This window comes from Onishia niordana, assembly GCF_004798965.1.
Classification (GTDB): domain Bacteria; phylum Pseudomonadota; class Gammaproteobacteria; order Pseudomonadales; family Halomonadaceae; genus Onishia; species Onishia niordana.
Map to the genome: position 1 here is coordinate 1 of NZ_SDSD01000153.1, position 243 is coordinate 243.

Below are 243 nucleotides of genomic sequence, written 5' to 3' on the forward strand. Positions count from 1 at the left end.
AATAGAAATAAAAAATTGGAGGTTTCTATGTCTAAGGAAAACACACAAGAAGTTTTGAATCAACCAGTTGCAGATTTATCTCAAGCAGCAGCACTTGTTCATCAAACACACTGGTATATGCGTGGTTCTGGTTTCTTGACTTTGCATCCTAAAATGGATGAGTTCATGGATGGACTTAACGAGCATTTAGATGAATTTGCTGAACGTTTAATTACGATTGGTGGTTCACCAGTTTCAACGCTT

At 37.0% G+C, this 243-nt stretch carries 1 protein-coding gene; it reads left to right on the plus strand.

The annotated features are described in order from the left end of the window. A partial coding sequence (locus ETC27_RS18310) for a Dps family protein (RefSeq protein ID WP_439331819.1) occupies positions 1-243 on the plus strand: 243 nt, incomplete at both ends.